This window comes from Ferrovibrio terrae (genome assembly GCF_007197755.1).
Classification (GTDB): domain Bacteria; phylum Pseudomonadota; class Alphaproteobacteria; order Ferrovibrionales; family Ferrovibrionaceae; genus Ferrovibrio; species Ferrovibrio terrae.
Genome location: NZ_CP041636.1, coordinates 4,183,265 through 4,202,778, shown reverse-complemented (window position 1 = coordinate 4,202,778; position 19,514 = coordinate 4,183,265). Strand labels below are relative to the sequence as shown.

At 62.9% G+C, this 19,514-nt stretch carries 23 protein-coding genes; 21 read left to right on the top strand and 2 right to left on the bottom strand.

Features of this window, described 5'->3' with window-relative positions; all coding sequences use genetic code 11:
- Window positions 1–37: 37 nt before the first annotated feature.
- The 4 genes from FNB15_RS20545 to panE all read left to right on the top strand — a co-directional run bounded on the left by FNB15_RS20545 (window position 38) and on the right by panE (window position 2,136).
- The gene (locus FNB15_RS20545) at window positions 38–361 is read left to right on the top strand and encodes a YggT family protein (protein ID WP_144258505.1); all 324 of its coding nucleotides are present in this window, start codon (window positions 38–40) and stop codon (window positions 359–361) included.
- Entirely contained in the window at window positions 358–657 is a 300-nt protein-coding gene (locus tag FNB15_RS20540) for a hypothetical protein (RefSeq protein ID WP_144258504.1), read from the top strand. Before FNB15_RS20545 ends, FNB15_RS20540 begins: the two co-directional genes overlap by 4 nt.
- An 11-nt stretch (window positions 658–668) precedes the next feature.
- Window positions 669–1,136, top strand: coding sequence for a hypothetical protein (locus FNB15_RS20535; protein WP_144258503.1), 468 nt, complete (start codon window positions 669–671; stop codon window positions 1,134–1,136).
- A 79-nt stretch (window positions 1,137–1,215) separates the two neighbouring features.
- The gene (gene panE / locus FNB15_RS20530) at window positions 1,216–2,136 is read left to right on the top strand and encodes a 2-dehydropantoate 2-reductase (RefSeq protein ID WP_144258502.1); all 921 of its coding nucleotides are present in this window, start codon (window positions 1,216–1,218) and stop codon (window positions 2,134–2,136) included.
- Here panE and FNB15_RS20525 read toward each other — a convergent pair.
- Entirely contained in the window at window positions 2,133–2,318 is a 186-nt protein-coding gene (locus FNB15_RS20525) for a hypothetical protein (RefSeq protein ID WP_144258501.1), read from the bottom strand. The two genes, panE and FNB15_RS20525, sit on opposite strands and share 4 nt — an antisense overlap.
- A 256-nt stretch (window positions 2,319–2,574) precedes the next feature.
- Here FNB15_RS20525 and gcvA point away from each other — a divergent pair, with 256 nt between their 5' ends.
- The 5 genes from gcvA to FNB15_RS20500 all read left to right on the top strand — a co-directional run bounded on the left by gcvA (window position 2,575) and on the right by FNB15_RS20500 (window position 7,578).
- The gene (gcvA, locus tag FNB15_RS20520) at window positions 2,575–3,564 is read left to right on the top strand and encodes a transcriptional regulator GcvA (RefSeq protein WP_144258500.1); all 990 of its coding nucleotides are present in this window, start codon (window positions 2,575–2,577) and stop codon (window positions 3,562–3,564) included.
- Between the two features lie 119 nt (window positions 3,565–3,683).
- Window positions 3,684–4,727 (top strand): sulfate ABC transporter substrate-binding protein, encoded by a 1,044-nt coding sequence (locus FNB15_RS20515; RefSeq protein WP_425460320.1) that lies wholly within the window; start codon window positions 3,684–3,686, stop codon window positions 4,725–4,727.
- Between the two features lie 124 nt (window positions 4,728–4,851).
- The gene (cysT, locus tag FNB15_RS20510; RefSeq protein ID WP_425460276.1) at window positions 4,852–5,631 is read left to right on the top strand and encodes a sulfate ABC transporter permease subunit CysT; all 780 of its coding nucleotides are present in this window, start codon (window positions 4,852–4,854) and stop codon (window positions 5,629–5,631) included.
- Window positions 5,632–5,633: 2 nt separating this feature from the next.
- Window positions 5,634–6,518: a sulfate ABC transporter permease subunit CysW gene (gene cysW, locus FNB15_RS20505; protein WP_144258497.1), complete on the top strand. Its 885-nt coding sequence runs from the start codon at window positions 5,634–5,636 to the stop codon at window positions 6,516–6,518.
- Between the two features lie 16 nt (window positions 6,519–6,534).
- Window positions 6,535–7,578: a sulfate/molybdate ABC transporter ATP-binding protein gene (locus tag FNB15_RS20500; RefSeq protein ID WP_144258496.1), complete on the top strand. Its 1,044-nt coding sequence runs from the start codon at window positions 6,535–6,537 to the stop codon at window positions 7,576–7,578.
- Here the strand turns inward: FNB15_RS20500 and cobF are convergent.
- Complete coding sequence (gene cobF, locus FNB15_RS20495; RefSeq protein WP_144258495.1) at window positions 7,575–8,351, bottom strand: precorrin-6A synthase (deacetylating); 777 nt, start codon at window positions 8,349–8,351, stop codon at window positions 7,575–7,577. The genes FNB15_RS20500 and cobF overlap by 4 nt on opposite strands.
- Window positions 8,352–8,579: 228 nt before the next feature.
- Here cobF and FNB15_RS20490 point away from each other — a divergent pair, with 228 nt between their 5' ends.
- From FNB15_RS20490 to FNB15_RS20435, 12 genes are all read left to right on the top strand, one after another.
- Window positions 8,580–9,479 carry a formate dehydrogenase accessory sulfurtransferase FdhD gene (locus tag FNB15_RS20490; protein WP_144258494.1) on the top strand — a complete coding sequence of 300 codons (900 nt, stop codon included), beginning with the start codon at window positions 8,580–8,582 and terminating at the stop codon, window positions 9,477–9,479.
- Complete coding sequence (gene mobA, locus FNB15_RS20485; protein ID WP_144258493.1) at window positions 9,476–10,102, top strand: molybdenum cofactor guanylyltransferase MobA; 627 nt, start codon at window positions 9,476–9,478, stop codon at window positions 10,100–10,102. The genes FNB15_RS20490 and mobA overlap by 4 nt, the downstream gene beginning before the upstream one ends.
- Entirely contained in the window at window positions 10,099–10,821 is a 723-nt protein-coding gene (locus FNB15_RS20480; RefSeq protein WP_144258492.1) for a biotin/lipoate--protein ligase family protein, read from the top strand. The genes mobA and FNB15_RS20480 overlap by 4 nt, the downstream gene beginning before the upstream one ends.
- The gene (locus FNB15_RS20475) at window positions 10,821–11,297 is read left to right on the top strand and encodes a DUF6505 family protein (RefSeq protein WP_144258491.1); all 477 of its coding nucleotides are present in this window, start codon (window positions 10,821–10,823) and stop codon (window positions 11,295–11,297) included. The genes FNB15_RS20480 and FNB15_RS20475 overlap by 1 nt, the downstream gene beginning before the upstream one ends.
- Window positions 11,290–12,306: a DUF6352 family protein gene (locus FNB15_RS20470; RefSeq protein ID WP_144258490.1), complete on the top strand. Its 1,017-nt coding sequence runs from the start codon at window positions 11,290–11,292 to the stop codon at window positions 12,304–12,306. Before FNB15_RS20475 ends, FNB15_RS20470 begins: the two co-directional genes overlap by 8 nt.
- 15 nt (window positions 12,307–12,321) lie before the next feature.
- Window positions 12,322–12,867 carry a DUF3305 domain-containing protein gene (locus FNB15_RS20465; protein WP_144258489.1) on the top strand — a complete coding sequence of 182 codons (546 nt, stop codon included), beginning with the start codon at window positions 12,322–12,324 and terminating at the stop codon, window positions 12,865–12,867.
- Window positions 12,864–13,487, top strand: a complete 624-nt coding sequence (locus tag FNB15_RS20460) for a DUF3306 domain-containing protein (protein ID WP_144258488.1) — start codon at window positions 12,864–12,866, stop codon at window positions 13,485–13,487. Before FNB15_RS20465 ends, FNB15_RS20460 begins: the two co-directional genes overlap by 4 nt.
- A gap of 329 nt (window positions 13,488–13,816) precedes the next feature.
- A complete protein-coding gene (locus tag FNB15_RS20455; protein WP_221932699.1) occupies window positions 13,817–14,593 on the top strand; it encodes a molecular chaperone TorD family protein in 777 nt (258 codons plus the stop codon).
- Between the two features lie 34 nt (window positions 14,594–14,627).
- A complete protein-coding gene (locus tag FNB15_RS20450) occupies window positions 14,628–14,855 on the top strand; it encodes a twin-arginine translocation signal domain-containing protein (RefSeq protein WP_144258486.1) in 228 nt (75 codons plus the stop codon).
- A 59-nt stretch (window positions 14,856–14,914) separates the two neighbouring features.
- Window positions 14,915–17,827, top strand: a complete 2,913-nt coding sequence (locus tag FNB15_RS20445) for a formate dehydrogenase subunit alpha (protein ID WP_144258485.1) — start codon at window positions 14,915–14,917, stop codon at window positions 17,825–17,827.
- A gap of 12 nt (window positions 17,828–17,839) precedes the next feature.
- Entirely contained in the window at window positions 17,840–18,433 is a 594-nt protein-coding gene (gene fdh3B / locus FNB15_RS20440) for a formate dehydrogenase FDH3 subunit beta (protein ID WP_144258484.1), read from the top strand.
- Between the two features lie 23 nt (window positions 18,434–18,456).
- On the top strand, window positions 18,457–19,428 hold the full coding sequence (locus FNB15_RS20435) for a formate dehydrogenase subunit gamma (RefSeq protein WP_246068744.1): 972 nt from the start codon (window positions 18,457–18,459) through the stop codon (window positions 19,426–19,428).
- The last annotated feature ends 86 nt before the right edge of the window (window positions 19,429–19,514 follow it).

Below are 19,514 nucleotides of genomic sequence, written 5' to 3'. Positions count from 1 at the left end.
GGGTGCTCTCCGTAGTCAGCTTTTTTCTTGGATTCCAATGACCGCCCAGCCTGATTTCTTCTGGAGTTACCTGCCGTACTGGGCAGTCAGCTACGGCCTTGCACTGATCGGCTGGACCTGCATCGGCCGCTTCCTGATGACGGGTTTCCTGCCGCCGGATCATCCGAATTACATTTTCAAGTTCTTTCGTCTGCTGACCAACTGGGCGGTCTGGCTGACCGACTGGATCACGCCGCGTTTCATCGGCCTGCGGTTTGTGCCGCTGGTCACGGCCTTCTGGGCATTCGCCCTGCGCTATGTTGCGCACTTCATCTTTGCCGCCAACGGCATGGCGCCCAGCCTCGTGCAGGCCGCCTCATGACTCCGCAAACCATCTTTGTTGGTATCCTGGGCGTAACGCTGCTCAACGGGTTCATCTCGCCCATGGTGCCGCTGGTCTTCATCATGGCGCCGGTCTGGCTGCCGGAATTTGTTCCGCCAACCCGCATCGTGCTGCTCTATGGCACCTCTCTGATCGTCTCGGTCACCACTTTGATGCTGTCGGCAGTGCCGGCGGGTATTTTCGAACGTCTGACCGGCCGCGAAGAGACTGATCAGACCTCCATGTTCATCTGGCTGGGCGCAGCTATCCTGCTGACGCTGCCCGGACTGCTCTGACGGGAGTCGCCATGGCCGAGCCCGTCGAGCAAAGGGTGCGGGCATTGGCGGTTCAGTCGGTCGGACGCGGCTGCTTCTTCGCGGCCCTGGCAATCTGGTGCGTGATGATCGGGCTGATCTCGGAGCCGTTCCAGTCGCTCAAGTCCGGCGCCATCCTCACCATGATCACTGCCTGTGTGCTCCTGCTCAAGGCGGGGCACGTAACGCGTGCGTCGTACAAGAAAACCGAGGTATGGATCCTGCTTGACCGCCGGATCGACCTCAGTCCGGAAGTGGCGCAGCGCATCATCACGGTGACGCTGCGCGACGTCTATCTGCGTTACGCGCTTTACGCCGCTGTCGCTGCGGGCGGTTTCTGGCTCTGCGCGCTGCTGTTCTGGCTGTCCGGCGCAAGAGGCTGGTGGGGCAGCGCGAGCGGTGTACCCTCGTGGGCCGGGCGCGCAGTGGGCAGCCTGATCGGCTGGTGGGCCGGTCCCTAGCCGGATGGTCGCCCTGCGACACTTGATCCGCTCTGCCAATGCGGTAGGTGAGTGTCAGTGACAAGGATGTGGGGGAAATATGCGTCTGTTGGTTGTCGGTGCCGGCTCGACCGGCGGCTATTATGGCGGTCGTCTGGCCCAGGCCGGCCGCGATGTCACCTTTCTGGTGCGGCCCGGCCGCGCGGCGCAGCTGCAGGAGAATGGCCTGCAGATCGTCAGCCCCTATGGCGATTTCACCTGCACACCGAAGCTGGTGACCGCGGGGCAGATCAGGGGCCCCTATGACGCTGTGATCCTGACGGTGAAAGCCTATTCGCTTGAGGCCGCGCTGGAAGATCTGGCGCCCGCCATCGGCCCGCAGACCATGATCCTGCCGGTGTTGAACGGCATGCGGCATGTCGAGGCAATCCGGGCGCGCTTCGGTGCGCAGACGCTGGTTGGCGGGCTATGCCGCATCCCGGCGCAACTGGATGACGCCGGCCGTGTGATCCAGATGGGCAAGTTCCACGATCTGGCCTATGGCGAGATGGATGGCAGCACGTCGTCGCGCATCACCGCACTGGATGCCGCGCTGAAAAATGCCGGCTTCGACGCCAAGCTGACGTCGGAGATCGAACGCGAGATGTGGGAGAAGTGGACTCTGCTGGCGGCGCTGGGCGGCATTTGCTGCCTGATGCGCGGCACGGTGGGCGAAGTGGCGGCCGCGCCGGGCGGAGGCGACTTCTCTGCCGCCATCGTCGATGAAGTGGTTGGTGCCGTCCGCGCGGTCGGCAAGGCCCCGAGCGAGAGCTTCGTAGCCAGCACGCGTGAGGCGCTGACCAAGGTCGGCTCGACGCATACCTCGTCGATGTATCGCGACCTGCAGAAGGGCGCAGCCGTGGAAGCCGACCAGATTGTCGGCGACCTGCTCAGGCGGGCGCAGCAGGCCGGTATTGCCATGCCACTGCTATCACTCGCCTACGCCAATCTCTGTGTCTATCAGAGCCGTCGGGCAGCCTAGTTCAGAAACATCGGGTCGATCGCGACACCGGAGCGGCGACAGCGCTGCGTGTTGTCGTTTGCGATGTCGTCAGGTTCGCCCAGGCATGAAATGGGGCGCGGCAGCGACAGGTCACTGTGGTTATCGCAACAACCGTTCATATGTTCGGCGCGGAGCCGGTCCGTAACAGGGGGCTTGGTCATGGCATCCTCCGGATCTGACGGGCGTGATGCAGGCGGCGCGATATCGACGCGCGTCGACAAAGTCGGCGGATTCGGCCCCGCTGTCGATTGAATGTCTTTTGCGGATCGGCACATCCGGGTTTTGGAAGGCCGGAATATCGGGAAAATATAATAACTAAAATTATATGTATATCATTATGATATACACTTAGACTACTGATTTGCTATCTTTGGCGCCTTGCGACGTTCGGATCGGAACATGCGCCAAGTTCAGGTTATGACATTCGCCCCAGACGGGATTGCTGCCGGCCGGCCTTCCAGGCGCCGTTTGCCGCCGCTGGTGGCGCTGCGCACCTTCGAGGTCGTGGCGCGCCATCTCAGCCTCGTGCAGGCGGCCGACGAGCTCTGCGTGACGCCGGCGGCGGTCAGCCACCAGATCCGGACACTCGAGGCGCATCTGGGTGTGCCGCTGTTCCGCCGCGCCGGCCGTAGCATCGCACTGACCGATGCCGGCCAGACATTCCTGCCGGGCATCCGTGGTGGCTTCGAGATGATGAGCGAAGCCGTGGGGCAACTCGAAGGCCTGAACCAGGCCAGCGTGCTGACCGTGAGTGTGGCGCCATCCTTTGCGGTGAAATGGCTGATGCCGCGGCTGGATCGCTTCCAGAAACTGCATCCCAATATCGACGTGCGCGTGGCGGCCACCACGCAGCTCAGCAACTTCACCAGCGACAATGTTGATATCGCCGTCCGCTATGGCAAAGGCAGCTACCCCGATCTCGCCGTGGAGCATCTGCTGTCCGAAGCCGTGATCCCGGTCTGCAGCCCGGTGTTGCTGAAGGAAAAGCGGTTGCAGCAGCCCAAGGATCTCTCGACCACTACCTTGCTGCATGACGACAGTCCCGACAGCGATCCGACCTGCCCAAGCTGGCAAGCCTGGTTGCGCGCCCGCGGTGCGACGAGCGTGGATGTGGCGCGCGGTCCACGGTTCACGCAGTCCAGCCTGGTGCTGGATGCGGCGATCCAGGGCAGCGGCGTGGCGCTGGCAAAGGCGACGCTGGTGGAAAACGATCTGCGTGAAGGGCGGCTGGTGAAGCTGTTCGAAGCTCCGCAGCCGGTGGATTTCGCCTACTATATCGTGGCGCCGCATCGCCTGCTGTCACTGCCCAAGGTAGCGGCATTTGCCGCCTGGTTACGCAGCGAAGCCTCCAACGAGACTAACAAGGCCGGAAACGAAAACCTGCCGCATGTGGCGGCGGTGCGCTGAGAATGTTGTATACTGCAGCCGGAACAGCGCGGTTTACGGATGCGGCAAATTCCTTTCAATTGTCGTTTGTGGAACCAATGACAAGATTGAGCATGACCAAATCCACGAAAGAGGGTGCCATGCTGAAATTCCTGTCTCGAAATGCCATCGGCCGCCGCGCAGTGCTGGCTGTCGCAGTTGCGGCATTGGCTGTTCCGCTCGCAGCGGGCGCTGCCTTTGCGCAGGGCAAAAATGTCACGCTGCTCAACGTCTCGTATGATCCGACGCGCGAACTCTATAACGACTACAACAAGGCCTTCGCCAAGCTGTGGGAAGCGCAATCCGGCGGCAAGCTGACCGTGCGCCAGAGCCATGGCGGCTCGGGCAAGCAGGCACGCTCGGTGATCGATGGCCTGGAGGCCGATGTGGTCACGCTGGCGCTGGCCTATGACATCGACGAGATCGCGGAGCGCGGCCTGATCGTGCAGGACTACCTGAAGCGCCTGCCCGATAACGCCTCGCCCTATACCTCGACCATTGTGTTCCTGGTGCGCAAGGGCAATCCCAAGGGTATCAAAGACTGGGACGATGTCGTGAAGCCCGGTGTTTCGGTGATCACGCCGAACCCGAAGACCTCGGGCGGTGCGCGCTGGAATTACCTGGCGGCCTGGGGCTATGCGGAACGCAAGAACGGCAAGGCCGACGATGGCCGCAAATTCGTCGAGCAGCTGTTCAAGAACGTACCGGTGCTGGATACCGGCGCGCGCGGCTCGCTGATCACCTTCACCCAGCGCAATCTGGGCGATGTGTTCCTGAGCTGGGAAAACGAAGCCTTCCTCGCGATCAACGAACTCGGCAAGGACAAGTTCGAGATCGTGGTGCCGAGCATTTCGATCCTGGCCGAGCCGCCGGTGGCCGTCGTCGACAAGGTGGTGGACCGCAAGGGCACTCGCCAGGTGGCCGAAGCCTATCTGAAGGGCCTGTATGGCAAGGAAGGGCAGGAGATCGCTGCCAGGCATTACTATCGCCCGCGCGATCCAGAAGTGGCCCGGAAGTATGCCGAGATCTTCCCGAACGTGAAGTTGTTCACGATCGACGAGCAGTTCGGTGGCTGGACCAAGGCGCAGAAGGCGCATTTCGGCGACGGCGGCGTGTTCGACCAGATCTACAAGCCGAGCAACTGAGCCGACCTATCGACGGATTTGGATGGCATACGATGAATGACGGATTGAAGTGACACAAAGCATATCGCGTATACCATTCCGCGCTCAGCCCAGTGTGATCCCCGGTTTCGGGCTCACGCTGGGCTTGACGATTTTCTGGCTCAGCCTGATCGTGCTGATCCCGCTGTCCAGCCTGTTCCTGAAATCGGCGACGCTGGGCTGGGATGCATTCTGGACGGCGATCTCGACACCCAGAGTCCTGCAGGCGCTGAAGATCAGCTTCAGCACTGCAGCGATTGCCGCCGGTATCAACACGGTCTTCGGCCTGATCGTTGCATGGGTGCTGGTGCGGTATCGGTTTCCCGGCCGGCGTATCGTTGATGCGCTGGTCGATATTCCCTTCGCGCTGCCGACCGCCATTGCCGGCATCGCGCTGACCACGCTCTGGGCCGAGAATGGCTGGCTGGGTGCATTGCTGGCGCCGTTCGGCATCAAGGTCGCGTTCACACCGGCCGGCATCGTGGTCGCACTGATTTTCATCGGCCTGCCTTTCGTGGTACGCACGGTGCAGCCGGTGCTGGAGGACTTTGAGCGCGAGTCGGAAGACGCAGCCGAAAGCCTCGGCGCCAATCCGTGGCAGGTTTTCTCGAAAGTGATCTGGCCCAGCATCATGCCCGCCACGCTCACCGGCATGGCACTGGCCTTTGCCCGTGCGCTTGGCGAATACGGTTCGGTCATCTTCATCGCCGGTAACCTGCCGCTGAAATCCGAGATTGCGCCGTTGCTGATCGTGATCAAGCTGGAAGAATTCGCCTACGCCCAGGCCACGGCGATCGCCGTGACGATGCTGCTGGCCGCCTTCCTCCTCCTGCTCTGCATCAATATCCTGCAGCGCTGGGCGGAACGACGTGAGCGGCGGAGATAGCGATGAGCACGCTCTTTTCGATCGCCGCCAACCAGCGCCGGGAAATCATCAGCGCGCGACGCAGGACTGGCCGCGCGGCTCTGATCACCATTGCGCTGGCCTTCCTCGGCCTGTTCATCGTGCTGCCGCTGCTGCTGGTCTTTCTGCAGGCCTTCGCCCGTGGCTGGGAAGCCTATATCGAGGCGCTGACCGAACCGGATGCGGTCTCGGCCATCCAGCTGACGCTGATCACGGCAGCCATATCGGTGCCGCTCAACCTGGTCTTCGGCCTGGTGGCCTCCTGGGCCATCACCAAGTTTGAATTCCGCGGCAAGAGCTTCCTGATCACCCTGATTGATTTGCCGTTCTCGGTATCGCCGGTGATCTCCGGCCTGGTCTTTGTGCTGATGTTCGGCCTGCAGGGCTGGTTCGGGCCATGGCTGCGCGACAACGACCTGCAGATCATCTTCGCCGTGCCGGGCATCGTGCTGGCCACCATCTTCGTCACATTCCCATTCGTGGCGCGCGAACTGATCCCGATCATGCAGGAGCAAGGCACGCTGGAAGAGGAGGCGGCCTTCACGCTCAATGCCTCGGGCCTGCAGACCTTCTGGTATGTCACACTGCCCAACGTGAAATGGGCGCTGCTGTATGGCGTGCTGCTGTGCAATGCCCGTGCGATGGGCGAGTTCGGGGCCGTGTCGGTGGTGTCGGGCCATGTGCGCGGCCTGACCAATACGATGCCGCTGCATGTCGAAATTCTCTATAACGAATACAACTTCGTTGCAGCCTTCGCGGTGGCGTCGCTGCTGGCGATGCTCGCCATCATCACCCTTGCCTTGAAAACACTGCTGGAATGGAAGCTGAGCCGCGAGCGCGCGCCAGAGTCCGCACCGGCCGGCGAATGATTACGGATACCGACATATGCGTATAGATGTGAACAACCTCACCCGCGTCTTTGGCGATTTCTACGCCCTGCGCAATGTCGATCTGACGATCAAAACGGGCGAGCTTGTCGCCCTGCTGGGTCCGTCCGGTTCGGGCAAGACCACCTTGCTGCGCATCATCGCCGGACTGGACTGGGCCGACAGTGGTGACATCAAATTCAACGGCGTCACCGCCAACGACCGTTCGGTGGGCGACCGCCAGGTCGGTTTCGTTTTCCAGCATTACGCGCTGTTCCGCCATATGACGGTGTTCGAGAATGTGGCCTTCGGCCTGCGCGTGCGTCCGCGTCAGCAGCGGCTGCCCGAGCCGGTGATCCGCGAACGCGTCAACCGCCTGTTGCAGCTGGTGCAGATCGACTGGCTGGCTGATCGTATGCCGGCGCAGCTGTCCGGTGGTCAGCGCCAGCGCGTCGCCCTGGCACGCGCACTGGCCATCGAGCCCAGCGTGCTGCTGCTGGACGAACCTTTCGGCGCGCTGGATGCCAAGGTGCGCAAGGAATTGCGCCGCTGGCTGCGCCGCCTGCACGAACAACTCGGCATGACCTCGGTCTTCGTCACGCATGACCAGGAAGAGGCGCTTGAATTGGCCGACCGCGTCGTGGTGATGAACAAGGGCCGTATCGAACAGATCGATACGCCGGCCCAGCTCTATGACAATCCGGCCACGCCCTTCGTCAGCGGCTTCCTCGGCGACAACAATGCGCTGGACGGCCATGTGGCGGCCGGTTCGGTGCTGTTGCCTGGCATCGACACCACGGCGCTGGAGCGCGTCGAGGTGCCGAACGGCCCGGCCCGGATCTATGTCCGGCCGCATGACCTCGCGGTGATGCCCGATGAAAACGGCGAGGCGTCGATCCGTTTCGTCTCAACGGTGGGCGCTTTCGTGCGCCTCGAAGCTGAACTGCCGGATGGAAGGATCGTCGAGCTGACGCGCACGCGCGAAGAGCAGAACGAAGAGCCGCTGGCCATCGGCGTGAAAGTCGCCCTGAAGCTTTACCGCGCGCAGGTCTTCGCCGCTTAATCCTTCTGGCGCCTGCGACGCAGCAGGTAGCTGTCCATGATCCAGCCGTGCGTTTTCTTTGCCGCCGCTCTGGCCTGTGCGATCTGCCCGGCGACATCTTTCAGCCGGCCTGCGATCAGGATCTCATCCGGCGTGCCGACATAGGCGCCCCAGTAGATGTCGAGGCTGTCGTCCTCGGCAAAATGCCGGTAGGTCTCGTCGCCATCCAGCATGACAAAGACGCTGTCGGTGCGGGGCGGGAAGCCACCCTCGGTCAGGCGGCGGCCGGTGGTGATCTCAACCGGCTGTCCCACCGTGTTCAGTGTGGTGCGATGCTGCGCGGTGAGGGCATGCAGACTGCTGATACCGGGGATCACGTCATACGTGATGGCCTGCCGTCCTGCGGCTGCGATATCCGTCATGATGCGGATGGTGCTGTCGTAGAGCGAAGGATCGCCCCAGACCAGCACGCCGGCGGTTTCGCCGTCCTGCATCTCACCGGCGATCATCTGTTCGAACACCGCCTGCTTGTCACTGTTCAGGCCGCCGATCACGGCGTTATATTCACCGCTGTGGCGATCCCATTGCGGGCTCTGCGCCGTGGCGAAGCGGTATTTGCGGTTGGCAGTAATGAAGCGCGCGCAGATGTCCCGCCGCAGGTCGATCATCGAGCCTTTCGCTTCACCTTTGTCCATAATAAAAAAGACATCGACCCGGTTCAGCGCATTCACCGCCTGAATGGTGATGTGCTCGGGGTTGCCGGCACCAATGCCGATGATCAGGATGGTCTTCATCGCACCTTGGTTGCCGACGGCTCAGAGAGTGACGCCGGCGCCTAAAAGAAATCAAAGCGTTATGCCGTCCATGACGGCAGCATAACCTGATATCGACTTGAGCATAAATCGCCTCTTCCTGCCAGCAAGAGGCCATATCTCTGCAAAGCGCCGCCGGAATCGGGGGGGCGCAAACGGGTGCGGCGGCAGCACGTCGCCACGGGCCGAGTTCTGTCCTATATAGGGTGCATGAAGCCGCTGCCATCCGACTATCTTGTCCAGCCGAATCCGCTCGATCCTGCGCTCACCGAAGCCGTGCAGGGGATCGACCAGGACGGCCGTGCTGTCGATACCAGGGTGCCCGTCGAGCGTCCGCTCACCCTGTTCCTCAACGGGCAGGAAATCGTCACCATGATGACGATCGGCGACTATCCCGACTATCTGGCGCTGGGCTACCTGGTCAACCAGCGCATGCTGCTGCCTGAGGACGAAGTGACCGGTATCGATTTCGATGCCGAGATCGAAACCATCGTGGTGCGCACCGCGCGGCGCACCGATTACGAAGAGCGGCTGAAGAAAAAGACCCAGACCTCGGGCTGCGCCCAGGGCACGGTGTTCGGTAACATGATGGATGCGGTAGAAAGCGTGGCGCTCGATCCGCAGGCCGAGCTGAAGACCTCGTGGATCTACAGCCTGTCGAAGCAGATCAACCTGACGCCGTCGCTGTATCTCGAAGCTGGTGCAATCCATGGCTGCGTGCTGTGCGAGGGCGAGCGGCCGCTGATCTATATGGAAGATGTTGGCCGGCATAACGCGATCGACAAGATCGCCGGCTATATGCGCGTGCACGGCATTCCGGCGACCGGGAAGCTCATGTACACCACCGGGCGCCTGACCTCGGAGATGGTGATCAAGACGGCGCAGATGGGCATTGCCATCCTGATCAGTCGCTCGGGCTTCACCGCCTGGGGCGTGCAGCTGGCGCGCCAGATCGGTATGACCCTGATCGGCCGCGCCAAGGGCAAGCGTTTCGTCGCGTTGAGCGGCGCCGAGCGGTTGCGTTTCGATGCCGATCCCTCGACGGTTGGCGATGAAGACAAACGCAGCCAGCGCAAGGGCGGCAGCGACGACGAGGCTGCCGCAGAATGAGTGAGACGATTCTCGGTGTAGTGCTGGCCGGTGGGCTTGCGCGCCGCATGGGTGGCGGCGACAAGGGGCTGCAGCAGCTCGGCGGCAAGCCGATCCTGCAGCATATCCTCGATCGGCTGACGCCGCAGGTCGAGGGCGTGATCCTTAATGCCAATGGCGATGTGACGCGTTTTGCCGAATGGAATCTGCCGGTGACGGGCGATGCCGTCGAAGGTTTCGTCGGGCCGCTCGCCGGCGTGCTGGCGGGTCTTTCCTGGGCGCGCGCCAACCGTCCCGATGTCACCGATATAGTCACCGTGCCGGGCGATGGCCCCTTCCTGCCGCGCGATCTGGTCGCCCGTATGGCGGCGGCGCGAGCAGAGGCGCAGGCCGATCTCGCCTGCGCGGTGTCGGCAGGACAGGCCTATCCGGTGGTGGGCCTCTGGCCCGTGCGGCTGTATGACGATCTGCGCCGCGCCGTGGTGGAGGAAGATATCCGCAAGGTGGACCGCTGGACGGCGCGGCATAAACTGGTGCAGGTGGAGTTCGCCGCGCAGCCGGTCGATCCGTTTTTCAACGCCAATGCGCCGGAAGACCTGGCCGCTGCGGAAGACCTGCTGGCGAAGTTTGGAGATGTCGCATGAATCCCGCCGAATGGCCCGATCTGCCACCCGGCTATAGCCTGAAGCTCTGTGCCTCGGATGCTTTCGCCACTGCCTGCCAGGCGGCGCAGTCGGGTGCCGAAGACGGCTTCATGCTGATGGTGGAACGCGGCGATCGCTGCGAGGCTGCCCTGGTGCTGCGGCCGCTCGATCCGATTCAGCCGTCGCTGACGCTGGCCTATGCCGCGCTGCTCGGCCTGCATGACGGTTTTGCAGCACTTGCGCCGGCGGAAACGCCGGCCAGCATCGGCTGGCCGGATCGCTTGCTGGTCAATGCCGCCTGCGTTGGCGGCGTGCGTGTCGAACACGGCCCGCTGGTCGAGAAGGAAGGCATGAGCGATGTGCCCGACTGGCTGGTGATCGGCATTGCCGTCCAGATGGTCGGTGATGAGGACGACGACGATCCGGGTCTGGAACTGGCCTATACCAACCTGCAGGAAGAGGGCTGCGGGGAGATCACCGTGCCGCGGCTGGTGGAATCTTTCGCCCGGCATCTGCTGCATTGGCTTGACCGCTGGCAGGAAGAGGGTTTCGAGCCGCTGCGCCGCGCCGCGCTGCATGATCTGGACGACAAGGCGCTGAAGATCGAGGCCAATGGCGATGCTTGGCTCGAGACTGGTGGCGCGAAAACGGTCTATCCGTTGCGCGAACGGCTGCGGCGACCGACCTGGAGCCTGCCGGAAGTGACGAGAGTTGTCTGATGAAACTGCTGCGCACCATACGCTTTGACGAATCCGACACCCGCGTCTTCGCCGAAGCGGCCGATCCGGGCGAATGGGCCGTGCCGGGCACGTTTGTGTTCGCCGATGCCGATCCGGAACAGCTGAACCGGCAGGAACGCCAGGCCTTCGCCAACGGCTTCCTCGGGCTGGACAGTTTTGGCTGGTCGACACTGGTGACGGTTGCCTCCATCGAACGTGAAGACTACGAGGTCGTGATCGAAGCTCTCGCACGCCACCTGCAGCAGGAATTCGGCGCGCCGGATTTCGCTACTGCCAAGGCGGCTGCCAAGGAAGAGATCGACTATGCCGCGTCGCTCTGCGAGCATCCCATCAACACGCTGCTCAGCTTAAGCCGCTTCATCGAAGGCGATGCGATCCGCGAGCAGTTCCGCATCGTGTCGCCACCCGGCGAAAAGCCGCATGCCAAGATTTGGGAGATCACCCCCGATGCCTGAAGCCTTCTGGATCAGCAGCGGCTACGACCTGCTGGATCGCGGCCCTGACGGCAGGCTTGGTGTCAGCGGCGATTTCATCCGCGCCTATCTCAGCCGTCCCGAAATGTCGCCGCCCGATGAGGCCTGCGCTGCCGAACGCGCGCTGCATGCGGGCCTTCTGGGCGATCCGCTGCGCACGGTCGGGGCGGGCGAACTGGCTGCACTGGCCGATGCCGATGCGCAGGAGAACTATGCGATCTTCCTGCGCTTCCGTGATCACCTGGTGAAAAGCGGCAGCCTTGAAACTGCCTATGTTGGCCTGCTCAGGCACGGTGCGCCGGCCGTGCCGGCCATGTTCCTTGACCATCTGGCAGCCGCGATACTGCGCGATTTGCTGGATGGACGCGACAATGCCTTCCAGGCGCGTGCGGCCGAACTGTTCTTTCGCGTGCAGAAAGTAACGATCCAGGACAGCCGCATGCTGCTGGCCGACGACGAAACCGTCGAGATGCTGTCGGCCGGCAAGGGATTCGGCTCGCTGGGTGCGCTGGTCGCCGAGTCCGGCACGGCGTTGCGCAACGTCGATATGGATATCCTCACCAAGGAAAACGCGCCGGACTACTGGGCACGCAGCGACAAGCACGATTTCGTGCTGGATTTCGGTTTCACGCGACCCGGCCAGGATGCCTTCGCCCGCGTGATCGAGGCCTGGGTCGAACGGCTGACCGGTGCGGCCGTGCAGGTGTCGCCGGTGCAGACCATCCGCGACGAACGCTGGGTCTGGCATATCGGGCTGGATACGACCTCCACGGCGATCATGAATGCGCTGTACGAGGGCAAATCGGTCGATGAGGATCACATGCGGCAGGTGCTGGCGCTGTTTCGCCTGGAATTCCGCGATCCATCACTGATGTTGCCGCGTGTGGCCGGCCGGCCGGTTTATCTCGGCGTCGCCATGGATCATCATGGTAAGCTGCGGCTGAAGCCGCAGAACCTGATCGTCAATCTGCCGCTGAATGCTGGAAGCTGAACCGGAACACCGCTGATGGCCGATACCCTGCCGCCAGAAACAGAAATCCGTACCGTCGGGGTCATCCTCGAACGCCGCAAGCTGGACAATCCCTGGAAGGAGTTCAGCTGGCGTCCGGTGCAGGTGCTGCCCGGCGCGCCCGAAGTGCCGCCATGGACCAAGCTGGGCGAGGGTGAGGGCTGGGTGCAGTTCTATGCCGGCCCGGCCGAGTTGGCTCTGTATCGCCATGAAAGCGAGACCTACGCCTATAATATCGAAAGCGCGCAGCCGGCCGTCTGGGTCTTCCTGCGCAACAGCGATACCGAGCAGGGCATTGCCCTACATGGCGCTTCCGTCGATCCGGGTGAGGCGCATGCCCATAACGACACCGGCGACGACATCGTCGATTTCGTGCCGATGCCGGGTCAAATCCTGGACTGGATGCAGGATTATGTCCGGCGTCATCCGCCGACCAAGGAGCATTACAAGCGCAAGCGCGATCGCGCCAATCCGGAAGCACTGGCACGTCGCACGCGGCTGTATGAATCCGATCCGCTGCGCCAGATGCCGGAGGATGAATGACCGCCGGTCGCGACAAGCCTGACGATCTGGCGACCGAAGGCGAGGGCAGCGGTTTCCTGTCGCGCTGGTCGCGCCGCAAGGCGGAAGTGCGCGAGCAGGAACGCGTCCAGCCGCCAGCATCAGACTCGGCTGAGCCTGCTGTTGCACCGGAAGCCGAAGCCGAGTTCGATCCCGCCACGCTGCCCCCCATCGACAGCCTGACTGCCGAGAGCGATTTCAGCGTCTTCCTGAAAAAAGGCGTGCCGACCGCGTTGCGTACCGCGGCGCTGCGCAAGTTGTGGGTGACCGAGCCCAGCGTGGTGAATTACAAGGCGCTGGTCGAATACAACTGGGACTTCACCGCACCGGGCTACGGCGAATTGCTGCCGACCGACGATGTCGCGAAGATGGCGAAGCACATCTTCTCCGGCTTCAGCCAAGAGCCGAAACCGGAAGATGCTCCGCAGCAGTCCGAGATAGACCCGGGTCAGCAACCGCAGGACCCGCAGCAGGCTTTGCCTGCACCTGAAGAGCAGCCGGTCGCCGAGATTCAGGGCGAACCAGCCAGAGCTGAACCTGTTGCGGATGCGCCGGCGGCGCCCGCGCCACGCCGCCGTCATGGCGGCGCACTGCCGAGCTAAGGCAGCCTTCACTCTCGACTGTGAAGAGTCGCGGCATGTCTGCGGGCAGCGGGCGGAATGCCGGTATAGCGGCGGAACCATACGCACCTGCCCGAACCATCGAAGCAATACATGTGGTTGCAGTGCAATCGCGGTGCTCATTTTGCGGCATAAAATCCTGATAAAATTCTGCGACTGAGAGTCGCTCGCAAAATTTCGCAGCTGCAGCAAAATCCCTGAAAAATCAGCGAGTTACGCGGATTTCGGTTGGCGGCCAACAAACAAGTTTGTAAGTTAACAGCCGGTGGGAGGGATTCGTGGGCAGTGCACTCGAAAGAGCAATAGACGTCGTGGGCGGGCAGACTCAGCTCGCCCGGCTGCTTGGCGTCAAACAGGCCAATGTCTGGCACTGGCTCAAGAAGGCTGACCGCGTGCCCGGCGAATATGTCCTGGCCATCGAGACCGCCACCGGCAGCCAGGTGACGCGCCACGATCTGCGCCCTGACCTCTATCCCGATGCCCAGGCACCCGATGCCCTGCCCGAAATCGCCGAGGAAGAAATCTGGCGCGCCCAGATCTATGCCTTGCTGGGCCGCAGCCTCGCGCGCCGCCCCGATACCGCGCTGCTGACTGCGCTGGCCCAGCTGAAAGGTGATACGACGCCGATTGGTGCCGCGCTGGCCGAGCTGGCAGACGGCGCGCGCAACACGTCGCTCGAGCGTGCGCAGGACGAATACGACATGCTGTTCATCGGCCTGCCGCGTGGCGAGTTGGTGCCCTATGCTTCCTTCTACCGCACAGGCTTCCTTTACGAGCGCCCGCTGGCCAAGCTGCGCGTCGATATGGAGCGGCTGGGTTATGCCCGCGCCGATCATGTCAGCGAACCCGAGGATCATATGGGCGCGCTGTGCGAATTGATGGCGCTGCTGATCCGTGGCGGCGAGGGACGTGGTCCGGCCGAACTGAAGACGCAGGAGCGTCTGTTCCGCCAGCATCTCGCGCCCTGGGCCGAGCGTTTCTTTGCCGATCTCGAACAGGCGTCCGGCGCCAAACTCTATCGGCCGCTCGGCGTCGCCGGCCGGCTGTTCATGACTGTCGAAAACCAGGCATTTGCCATGGCCGCGTGAGCGGCCTGCACCGAATTGGAATGGAGGACCTGCCATGAGCAAGGACAAGACCCCAGAGAAGACAGCCGAGAAGAAAGAGACGCTCGACCGTCGCGGCTTCCTGCGCGCCGCCGGCACCGGCGCTGCCGCTGCTGCCGTGGCAGCCGTCGCAATCGTGCCGGAGCAGGCTGCTGCCGCGCCCGAGAATGCCGAGACCCGCAAGAAGCAGCGCTACAAGGAAACCGAGCACGTGAAGCGCTACTACGACAGCAACCGGCGCTGAGCCCGCCTCGTCCCAGAGCGATCAGCCCTTAAGAACTAAACTCCATTACGGAGAGCCCCATGTTGATCAAGAAGAGTTCCACCACCGGTGCCGCGCCCCAGAAGGCCGGCGGGAAACTGTCCGGCATCCTCGCCGGCGCCACGCTGCAGACCATGGATCGCCGTGGTTTCCTGAAAGCGTCTGGCCTGGCGGCCGGCGGTCTGGCTGCGATATCCGCGCTGACCCCCGCGATGGTGAAGCAGGCCAAGGCGATGCCCTCCGCCAGCGCCAATCTCGTCAAGAAGAAGAATATCTGCACGCATTGCTCGGTCGGCTGCACCGTCACCGCCGAAGTCGAGAATGGTGTCTGGGTCGGCCAGGAGCCGAGCTGGGAAAGCCCGATCAATCTCGGCACCCACTGCGCCAAGGGCGCCTCGATCCGTGAACTGACCCATGGCGACCGCCGCCTGAAATACCCGATGAAGCTGGTCGACGGGAAATGGACCCGCATCAGCTGGGATACCGCGATCAACGAGATCGGCGACAAGCTGATCGATATCCGCCAGAAGTCTGGTCCGGAATCGGTCTACTGGCTCGGTTCGGCCAAGTTCTCCAACGAAGGCGGTTACCTGTTCCGCAAGTTCGCGGCTTTCTGGGGCACCAACAACATCGACCACCAGGCGCGTATCTGCCACTCGACCACCGTTGCCGGTGTAGCCAACACCTGGGGCTACGGCGCGATGACGAATTCGTACAACGACATCCATAATTCGAAGTCGATGATCATCATGGGCGGCAATCCCGCCGAGGCGCATCCGGTGTCGCTGCAGCACGTGCTGCGCGGCAAGGAGCAGAACAAGGCGCCGCTGATCGTGATCGATCCGCGCTTCACCCGCACGGCCGCGCATGCCACCGAATATGTGCGCATCCGCCCGGGCACCGATATTCCCACCATCTACGGCCTGCTCTGGCACATCTTCGAGAATGGCTGGGAAGACAAGGAATATATCCGTCAGCGCGTTTACGGCATGGACGACATCCGCGCCGAAGTTGCCAAGTGGAATCCGGAAGAGGTCGAGCGCGTCACCGGCGTGCCCGGTGCGCAGATGAAGCGCGTTGCCGAGACCTTCGCCAAGAACCGTCCCGGCACGCTGATCTGGTGCATGGGCGTCACCCAGCACACCGTCGGTACCGCCAACGTGCGTGCGCTGTCGATCCTGCAGCTTGCGCTCGGCAACATCGGCATCGAAGGCGGCGGCGCCAACATCTTCCGCGGCCACTGTAACGTGCAGGGCTGCACCGACCTTGGCCTCGACGTCACCACCCTGCCAGCCTATTACGGCCTGGTCGAGGGCGCCTGGAAGCATTGGTGCCGCGTCTGGGATGTCGACTACAACTGGATGCTCGGTCGCTTCCAGGACAAGAAAATGATGGAGACCAAGGGTATTCCGTCGACCCGCTGGTTCGATGCCGTCCTGGTCGACAAGAAGGACCTGGAGCAGCAGGACAACGTGAAGGCGATGTTCTTCTGGGGCCATGGCGGCAACACCGTGCCGCGCATGCCAGAGATGCGCACCGGCATGGAAAAGGTCGAGCTGATGGTGGTGGTCGATCCGCACCCGACCACGGCCGCCGCGCTGCCTGACCGCAAGAACGGCACCTATCTGCTGCCGGCCTGCACCCAGCTCGAGACCCGCGGTTCGCGCACGGCGTCGAACCGGTCGCTGCAGTGGGGCGAGCAGATCGTCAAGCCGGTCTTCGAATCGAAGCCCGACCACTGGATCCTGTACAAGTTGGCCAAGAAGCTCGGCTTCGAGCAGGAGATGTTCAAGAAGATCAAGATCGACGAAGGCGACGAGCCGAATGTCGAGGACATCACCCGCGAGTTCAACCTCGGCACCGTCTCCATCGGCTATTCGGGCCAGTCGCCCGAGCGCCTGAAGGAGCATATGGCACATCAGGACGACTTCGATGTCGTCACGTTGCGCGCCACCAAGGGCCCGCTCAAGGGCGAGTTCTACGGCCTGCCCTGGCCGTGCTGGGGCACGCCTGAGATGAAGCATCCGGGCACCCATGTGCTCTACAACACCAACCTGCCGGTGAAGGACGGCGGCGGCGCCTTCCGTGCCCGCTTCGGCGTCGAGCGCAACGGTGTGTCGCTGCTGGCTGACGGTTCCTATCCGAAGGACTCGGAGATCCAGGACGGTCATCCCGAATTCACCTACGGCCTGCTCAAGAAGATGGGCTGGGACAAGGAACTGACCGACACGGAACGCGCCACGATCGAGAAGATCGGCGGCAACAATCCGGATGCAGTTGGCTGGGCGATCGACTACAGCTGCGGCATCATCCGCGTGACGATGGCGCATGGTGTGCAGGCCATGGGCAACGCCAAGGCGCGCGCCAATGCCTTCGGCCTGCCCGATCCGATCCCGGTGCATCGTGAGCCGATCTACAGCTCGCGGCGCGATCTGGTTGCCAAGTATCCGGCCATGGCCGACCGGCGCGACTATCGTCTGCCGCATCTGGGCAAGAGCATCCAGGACAAGGATGTCAGCAAGGACTTCCCGATCATCCTCACCTCCGGCCGACTGGTCGAATACGAGGGCGGCGGCGAAGAAACCCGCTCGAACAAGTGGCTGGCCGAGTTGCAGCAGGACATGTTCGTCGAGATCAATCCGGAAGACGCGGCCCGACTTGGCATCAAGGAAGGCCAGAACGTCTGGGTCTACGGTCCCGAGAACAACGCCAAGGCGAAGGTCAAGGCGATGGTGACGCCGCGCGTCGGCAAGGGCGTGGCCTTCATGCCCTTCCACTTCTCCGGCTTCTGGCAGGGTGTGGACCAGCGCAAGAACTATCCGCCGGGCGCCGATCCGATCGTGCTGGGCGAGTCCGTAAACGGCGTGACCACCTACGGCTACGACCCGGTCACCCACATGCATGAGAACAAGGCCACGCTTTGCCGCATCGAAGCGGCCGGGCCGAGCGCGTAAGGAGATATCATCATGGCTCGCATGAAATTCCTCTGCGACTCCGAGCGCTGCATCGAATGCAACGCCTGCGTCACGGCCTGCAAGAACGAAAACGAAGTGCCCTGGGGCATCAACCGCCGCCGCGTCGTCACGCTGAATGACGGCCAGAAGGGTGAACGGTCGATCTCGATGGCCTGCATGCATTGCGAGGATGCGCCCTGCATGGCCGTCTGCCCGGTCGACTGCTTCTACAAGACCGATGAAGGCGTGGTCCTGCACTCCAAGGACCTGTGCATCGGCTGCGGTTACTGCTTCTATGCCTGCCCGTTCGGCGCGCCGCAGTATCCGCAGGTCGGCAACTTCGGCAGCCGCGGCAAGATGGACAAGTGCACCTTCTGCGCTGGCGGCCCGGAAGCCGATAACAGCAAGGAAGAATACGCCAAGTACGGTGCCAACCGTCTGGCCGAAGGCAAGCTGCCGCTCTGTGCCGAGATGTGCTCGACCAAGGCGCTGCTGGCCGGCGATGGCGACGTGATCGCGCAGATCTACAAGGAGCGCGTCAGCCGTCGTGGTTATGGTTCGGGTGCCTGGGGCTGGGCAACAGCCTACAAGGGCTCTGCGGCCTGATCGCGGTTGGAAGGAGAAACACCATGAATCTTTTCAACATGCGTAACATCTGGGCCGCGCTGGCTCTCGGTGTCCTGCTCAGTGTCGGCAGCATCGCGCCGGCTGCTGCCCAGCAGGCAACGCAGCAGGCTGACGAAGCCGCTTTGCTGCAGCAGCTCAAGGGCGCGCCGGTCGCCGGCCGCGTCTCGATCCCCGATGCCAAGTCCGGTGTGCTGATCCAGCCGCAGGGCCGTGAATGGCGCCAGACGCTGGAAGGCCCGGTCAAGTCCGTCGGCGGCTGGCTGCTGGTCCTGACGGTGGTGGCGCTCGCCGCTTTCCTGGCGATCCGCGGCCGCATCAAGGTCGAGCATGGCATGTCGGGCCGCACCATCGAGCGTTTCAAGGGTGTCGAGCGCTTCGCGCACTGGCTGACGGCGATCTGCTTCGTCATCCTCGGTATCAGCGGTCTCAACATTTCCTTCGGCAAGACCCTGCTGCTGCCCGTGATCGGCCCCGAAGCCTTCACGGCCTTCAGCGCCTTCGGCAAGCTGTCGCATAATTTTCTCAGCTTCCCGTTCGTGCTCGGTGTCTTCCTGATGGCGGTGATGTGGATTGCCCACAACATCCCGAATGCCATCGATGTGGAATGGATCAAGCAGGGTGGCGGCATCTTCAAGAAGGGCGTGCATCCGCCGGCCGGCAAGTTCAACGCAGGTCAGAAGCTGATCTTTTGGTCGGTGGTGATCGGTTCGCTCGCACTGGCGGTCAGCGGCTATATCCTGATGTTCCCCTTCTATGTCACCGACATCGCCGGCATGCAGCTGGCGCAGCTGGTGCATGCGATTGCCGGCATCGTGATGGTGGCGGTGATCCTGGGGCATATCTATATCGGCACCATCGGCATGGAAGGCGCCTTCGATGCGATGGGCACCGGTCAGGTCGATACCAATTGGGCCAAGGAACATCACAGCCTGTGGGCCAGAGATGTGACGACGCGCGGCGCGGGCGACGACTAGGCCTGCCAAGTCTGGGTAAAGCGAAAGGGCGGGGATTTCCCCCGCCCTTTTTTCGTTGGTTGCTTGCAATGCAGCCGCCCGCCGGC

Bases quoted from the DNA above. Each gene is read 5' to 3' on its own strand.
- panE (WP_144258502.1), top strand. From the start codon at position 1,216: ATGCGTCTGTTGGTTGTCGGTGCCGGCTCGACCGGCGGCTATTATGGC.
- cobF (WP_144258495.1), bottom strand. From the start codon at position 8,351: ATGAAGACCATCCTGATCATCGGCATTGGTGCCGGCAACCCCGAGCAC.
- FNB15_RS20435 (WP_246068744.1), top strand. From the start codon at position 18,457: ATGAATCTTTTCAACATGCGTAACATCTGGGCCGCGCTGGCTCTCGGT.
- FNB15_RS20540 (WP_144258504.1), top strand. From the start codon at position 358: ATGACTCCGCAAACCATCTTTGTTGGTATCCTGGGCGTAACGCTGCTC.
- FNB15_RS20490 (WP_144258494.1), top strand. From the start codon at position 8,580: ATGAAGCCGCTGCCATCCGACTATCTTGTCCAGCCGAATCCGCTCGAT.
- FNB15_RS20545 (WP_144258505.1), top strand. From the start codon at position 38: ATGACCGCCCAGCCTGATTTCTTCTGGAGTTACCTGCCGTACTGGGCA.
- gcvA (WP_144258500.1), top strand. From the start codon at position 2,575: ATGACATTCGCCCCAGACGGGATTGCTGCCGGCCGGCCTTCCAGGCGC.
- fdh3B (WP_144258484.1), top strand. From the start codon at position 17,840: ATGGCTCGCATGAAATTCCTCTGCGACTCCGAGCGCTGCATCGAATGC.
- FNB15_RS20480 (WP_144258492.1), top strand. From the start codon at position 10,099: ATGAATCCCGCCGAATGGCCCGATCTGCCACCCGGCTATAGCCTGAAG.
- FNB15_RS20535 (WP_144258503.1), top strand. From the start codon at position 669: ATGGCCGAGCCCGTCGAGCAAAGGGTGCGGGCATTGGCGGTTCAGTCG.
- FNB15_RS20450 (WP_144258486.1), top strand. From the start codon at position 14,628: ATGAGCAAGGACAAGACCCCAGAGAAGACAGCCGAGAAGAAAGAGACG.
- FNB15_RS20525 (WP_144258501.1), bottom strand. From the start codon at position 2,318: ATGACCAAGCCCCCTGTTACGGACCGGCTCCGCGCCGAACATATGAAC.
- FNB15_RS20500 (WP_144258496.1), top strand. From the start codon at position 6,535: ATGCGTATAGATGTGAACAACCTCACCCGCGTCTTTGGCGATTTCTAC.
- FNB15_RS20460 (WP_144258488.1), top strand. From the start codon at position 12,864: ATGACCGCCGGTCGCGACAAGCCTGACGATCTGGCGACCGAAGGCGAG.
- FNB15_RS20465 (WP_144258489.1), top strand. From the start codon at position 12,322: ATGGCCGATACCCTGCCGCCAGAAACAGAAATCCGTACCGTCGGGGTC.
- mobA (WP_144258493.1), top strand. From the start codon at position 9,476: ATGAGTGAGACGATTCTCGGTGTAGTGCTGGCCGGTGGGCTTGCGCGC.
- FNB15_RS20470 (WP_144258490.1), top strand. From the start codon at position 11,290: ATGCCTGAAGCCTTCTGGATCAGCAGCGGCTACGACCTGCTGGATCGC.
- FNB15_RS20445 (WP_144258485.1), top strand. From the start codon at position 14,915: ATGTTGATCAAGAAGAGTTCCACCACCGGTGCCGCGCCCCAGAAGGCC.
- cysW (WP_144258497.1), top strand. From the start codon at position 5,634: ATGAGCACGCTCTTTTCGATCGCCGCCAACCAGCGCCGGGAAATCATC.
- FNB15_RS20515 (WP_425460320.1), top strand. From the start codon at position 3,684: ATGCTGAAATTCCTGTCTCGAAATGCCATCGGCCGCCGCGCAGTGCTG.
- FNB15_RS20475 (WP_144258491.1), top strand. From the start codon at position 10,821: ATGAAACTGCTGCGCACCATACGCTTTGACGAATCCGACACCCGCGTC.